A 4472-nucleotide genomic window follows, 5' to 3' on the forward strand; every position below is an offset into this window, starting at 1 on the left:
CTTAGAGCCGGGGGGGGTCTTGTGAGCAAGGCCAACCCACCGAAGTGCTGGTGGTAGGTGTGCCACAGGCGGGGAATGTGGTGTTGCTGGTGGGGTGATTCACGTCCAAAACTTAACCACCTGCGGTGGGCCTTTTTTGTGTATGTCGTCGGACGCGTGAAACACAGTTCACCTGGAATCCGGGACTCCTGATAGAAAATTTGGGGTGCCTCTGGGGTGGGGTTACCGGCACGCAAATACTCACAAACATCTTTGCAGGTGTTGCTGATCCACGGTTGACAAGTGCCATTGCAAAGCGCATAAAAGGCAGATGCATGCAAGGAGCCACATCCAATCAAACCCGTGGATTTCACCATCCCCACAACAAACACGTAGGATACTTGGAGCGACAAAAAGCGGTGTTACAACAGTTGTCAGTGGCAAGAGACAGCAAGCCAAGCAGCAAATTGATCGTGTCGAACGCGCCAAGTGGAGCATCTTCTTCATACGGCAACTTGAAAAAGCTTTGTGTGCTCGTGCGCGAGAAGCAGAGCAAGTCTGGTCTGCGGGACATATGCCTTCTCCACTTGCAACGTGTGTTGCGAAATTTCACAGGCAAGTCATCACTGTAATAGACAAGACGACGAATCACGCAAAATCGGGCGCACCTGCAGCCCTTAAAAACGCAAATAGTTTATTGCCTTTACTTGCTAGTTTTAAGTTGCGGTGCACTGCTTCAATCAAGTCAGCCGACCAGCTTTCCCTTGCGTTTTGCCTGTGGGATTTATGTGATGACGTTGAGCATTACGTCATACAGACAAGAATAACGTACGGACTTGTTGCTGTGAACAGTGGCAAGCCACGGCTTGGAAGTCGACCGACAAAACTGGATGCAAAAGCCTTTTACGGGAGGCAGGTCGAACAGCACCAGTATCAACACGGGGCAGACAGTTTCCCCAAACCCCGAACCATCCGCGCAGCGATGATCGCATCAGGTTACCGTGTATCGGTGCGTACGATGAACTTATGGAAAAATCAGATCAATAACGGAACATTCGACTGGTACGTACAACCGAAAAATCGGCAATAACTATCAAGTCGCTGGCCAAGGTAGGTGGCCTGCCAGCACACTTCGTCCATCGTCAATCAAGCCTTATTGGAGGGCAACAGACATGGATGTAAATCTCAATCCCCTGCGGATCATCCGCATGCAAGAAGTGACCGACAAGGTTGCTTTGCAACCCAGCACCATCTACGCGATGGTCCAAACCGGTAGGTTTCCAGCACCGTTCAAGATCGCGCCCGGAGGTCGGGCCTCAGGATGGTTGGTTGGCGACATTGACAGCTGGTTGTTGGCACGCGCCGATGAGGGAGGTGCAGCATGAGTACCTCGCTTGTCGCTCACTTGAGCCGATCAGGTGATGTCCATATTGTCGACAGTGACGCTATCCCGCACACGGATGATCTGCATCCGATCATGGGAATTGCCGTTGCGGTCATGAACGCTGGGTATACAGGCCTTGCAATTGACGAGCTGAAATTGTCGAACGGCAGGATTGCACATGCCTTGGATGTGAACCTTGCAACACCTGAGGGCCGTCTACTTCAGGAGTTGTCACATCAAGTTATTTCCGGTAAGGAGGTGCCAAATATACGGACGGTTCTTGCGGGCCTTCAGCGCGCCTATAAAGCGTCGGGCAACTCGGGGAGTGCAGCATGACTGCAGCCACATCCCCAAAATTGTATGTCGATGAAATGTGGTCAGTGTTCAATGAGCCCGGGCCGTTGGTCATTGAGGTTCGGTCAATTTGGCCTAAAGATATTACGCCCATACAGCGAACACTGTCCCGATGCTTCGATTCGGAGCATTACTATGACTTGGCAGCGTTCCGTTTGGCTGTTGAAGCTTACGTGACCGAAATGAACCAGCGTGGCTACAACATGTATGCGACGTTGAATCCACTGCGGTCAGGACTGAGTCAAAGTCATTGTGCAGTTGACAAGGACGTCACATGTCGGCGTCGGCTGCTGATTGATATTGACCGTGACCAAGGTAAGGAACACCCAGCATCGGATGCACAGATTCAAGCAGCGTGGGTGCTTGCCGACCAAATCAATCGATACTTCAATGATCTTGGCTGGCCAAATCCTGTACGAGTGATGTCTGGTAATGGTTATCACTTGGTCTACCCGCTGGACGATCTACCCAATACCGACGAGGTTACACACGCTGTCCGTGAGCTACTGCGCAACCTAAAAGAGAAATTCTCAGGCAATGGTCTGAGCGTCGACACCTCAGTATCAAACGCCAGTCGCGTCACCAAACTACCCGGCACATTGGCACGCCGTGGCATCGAAATTGAAAACCACCCTTACCGCGTAGCGAGGATTTATGAATAACACTATCAGCCTTGAAATGATCCAGTCGGCCAACGAGCTTCTATGTTCGACGTTGTGCAGGATGCCAAAGAAGGCACCAGCAGTCCGTAAGGCAGTGCAGGCGGCATTACCGTTCCCTGTCCCGACCTACCTTCAAAGCGCCACCTCGAACATCCAACTCTTCTCAAATCCACCGGCCCCGAGTAGTCAGGATGTAGAGATCGCCTGCGCAGCAATCAGGTCTTTAGCTGCAACAGGCGGCGTGACCGAGGAAGCGTGGAGTCTTGGCATTGTGAACACGGCGAAATTCACCAAAGACCCGCAAGACGCTGCGCAGGTATGGTCGTCGGCATACCCAGCGTATAACCCTACTGAGGTCAGTAGAAAACTGTCTCAGAAGGAGGCCAGCAATTCCGGACCAACGTCTTGTGGACAAATGGCTGCGTTAAACGAGGCATGCGAATCAGCCTGCAACATCTGTTCGTACAACGGCAAAGTCTCAAGCCCAATACACGCAGCACAAAAATATGCAGCCAACAAGGGGCAGATAGCTGTCATGGCTTCGTCGATTGCGCCTGCAGCCAACATCGCTGACAGCAGCAATTTCCAACCTGTACCTGTACTGGATCCGACGGATTCAGGAAACGCCAAGTGGTTGCTCCGGTACCTACAAGGTAGCGTGCGATTCGTGACCAAGCAAAACCAATGGATCATCTTTGTGCCTGGTGATGGCTGGTCGATCAAGTCTGATGCGCAAATGCTGCATCTGGCCGAATTGGCAATGCGCGATTTGGGAAGCGTCGGTATGGAGCGAATGTCTCCAGAGAATTTGAAGCGCCTTTCCGCCCACATCACCAAGTCGTTAAATGCAACCAGTTTGGCGAATGCCGTCACACTGCTCAAAGGCCAACCGGGTGTCGAAATACATACTCATGAATTGGATGCGAACCCAATGCTGTTGGGACTGAAAAATGGGCAGTGCATGGATCTGGGGACTGGCATGGTCTTTGACATGGAGCCGAACCATCTGGTCACCAAGACAGTTGGCTGTGAATTCGACCCGTACGCTCCATGCCCTCAATGGCAGACCTTCCTTTTGGATGTTTTTCAGAACGACCATGACCTGATTGACTACCTCCAGCAGTGGGTGGGGTACTGTCTGACAGGCTCTATTGCAGAGCAACAGATACTGTTCGCCTATGGACTTGGTGCCAATGGGAAATCAGTGCTGTTCTCCGTTCTAGCCGAGATGTTTGGCACATACGCTATCACTGCACCTGTTGACACATTCATGCTCAACGGCAACGAGGGGCCAAAATCGTATCTTCTCGCAAGACTGGCCGGAGCACGATTTGTTCTTGCCAATGAAACCGCCGATGGGCAACGTTTAGCAGAAAACACCATCAAGGAACTGACTGGCGGCGAAACCATTGCGGCTGCTCACAAATATGGGCACGTATTTGAATATCGCCCCAATTTCAAGATTGCCATCGTTGGTAACCACAAACCAGTCATTCGTGGCACTGATACAGGCATCTGGCGGCGTCTTCACATGCTGCCGTTTAACCGTACTTTTGCTCCGCATGAGCAAGACCCCAATTTAGTGAAAAAACTGAAATCTGAACTCAGTGGCATCCTAAACTGGGCCATCAAGGGTGCAGAGGCATGGCAAGTAAACAGGCGCTTGAAGGTGCCGGACACCATGCGTAAGGAAGCCGACGTGTACCGCTCTGAGTCAGACATCATTGGTCAATGGCTATCCGAGAACTGCAATGTTCAGGTTGGCGAGAAAGAGTCGGCTGCTGCGCTGTACAACGACTATGGCAACTGGTGCAGGAGTAATGGACATCAAGTCAGTAATCAAACCACTTTTGGACGTCGCTTGTCTGAACGTGGATTTACAAAGAAATCCGGTGCTAAGGTTGTCTGGAACGGTTTGGCACTGCTGCAGCCAACTCTGCCGTTTTTCCAGTCATAACTATGAGGGTTGTGATGGTTTGGGTGCTTTTCTAAAAAGTCACGCGCGAGGGAGTATGTATAGAAGTTTTTCTGGATTTCCCCTCAAACCCTCACAACCCTCATAGCCGATACAAGAGGTCCAACGTGAATTGATT

At 51.4% G+C, this 4472-nt stretch carries 5 protein-coding genes; all 5 read left to right on the forward strand.

Annotated elements, in window-relative coordinates; translation table 11 throughout:
- The first annotated feature begins 310 nt into the window (after window positions 1-310).
- The 5 genes from IC609_RS15975 to IC609_RS15995 all read left to right on the forward strand — a co-directional run bounded on the left by IC609_RS15975 (window position 311) and on the right by IC609_RS15995 (window position 4336).
- The gene (locus tag IC609_RS15975; RefSeq protein WP_191820525.1) at window positions 311-1069 is read left to right on the forward strand and encodes a hypothetical protein; all 759 of its coding nucleotides are present in this window, start codon (window positions 311-313) and stop codon (window positions 1067-1069) included.
- Window positions 1070-1187: 118 nt separating this feature from the next.
- Window positions 1188-1364 (forward strand): helix-turn-helix transcriptional regulator, encoded by a 177-nt coding sequence (locus IC609_RS15980; RefSeq protein ID WP_225224271.1) that lies wholly within the window; start codon window positions 1188-1190, stop codon window positions 1362-1364.
- Window positions 1361-1699 (forward strand): hypothetical protein, encoded by a 339-nt coding sequence (locus tag IC609_RS15985; protein ID WP_191820527.1) that lies wholly within the window; start codon window positions 1361-1363, stop codon window positions 1697-1699. Before IC609_RS15980 ends, IC609_RS15985 begins: the two co-directional genes overlap by 4 nt.
- Window positions 1696-2379: a hypothetical protein gene (locus IC609_RS15990; RefSeq protein WP_191820528.1), complete on the forward strand. Its 684-nt coding sequence runs from the start codon at window positions 1696-1698 to the stop codon at window positions 2377-2379. The genes IC609_RS15985 and IC609_RS15990 overlap by 4 nt, the downstream gene beginning before the upstream one ends.
- On the forward strand, window positions 2372-4336 hold the full coding sequence (locus IC609_RS15995; protein ID WP_191820529.1) for a DNA primase family protein: 1965 nt from the start codon (window positions 2372-2374) through the stop codon (window positions 4334-4336). Before IC609_RS15990 ends, IC609_RS15995 begins: the two co-directional genes overlap by 8 nt.
- The last annotated feature ends 136 nt before the right edge of the window (window positions 4337-4472 follow it).

It is taken from the genome of Limnohabitans radicicola (assembly GCF_014837235.1).
In the GTDB taxonomy this organism is placed as follows: domain Bacteria; phylum Pseudomonadota; class Gammaproteobacteria; order Burkholderiales; family Burkholderiaceae_C; genus Limnohabitans_A; species Limnohabitans_A radicicola.

What these genes read in the sequence shown, in the direction of transcription:
- IC609_RS15975 (WP_191820525.1), top strand. Translation starts at nt 311, where the DNA reads ATGCATGCAAGGAGCCACATCCAATCAAACCCGTGGATTTCACCATCC.
- IC609_RS15980 (WP_225224271.1), top strand. Translation starts at nt 1,188, where the DNA reads ATGCAAGAAGTGACCGACAAGGTTGCTTTGCAACCCAGCACCATCTAC.
- IC609_RS15985 (WP_191820527.1), top strand. Translation starts at nt 1,361, where the DNA reads ATGAGTACCTCGCTTGTCGCTCACTTGAGCCGATCAGGTGATGTCCAT.
- IC609_RS15990 (WP_191820528.1), top strand. Translation starts at nt 1,696, where the DNA reads ATGACTGCAGCCACATCCCCAAAATTGTATGTCGATGAAATGTGGTCA.
- IC609_RS15995 (WP_191820529.1), top strand. Translation starts at nt 2,372, where the DNA reads ATGAATAACACTATCAGCCTTGAAATGATCCAGTCGGCCAACGAGCTT.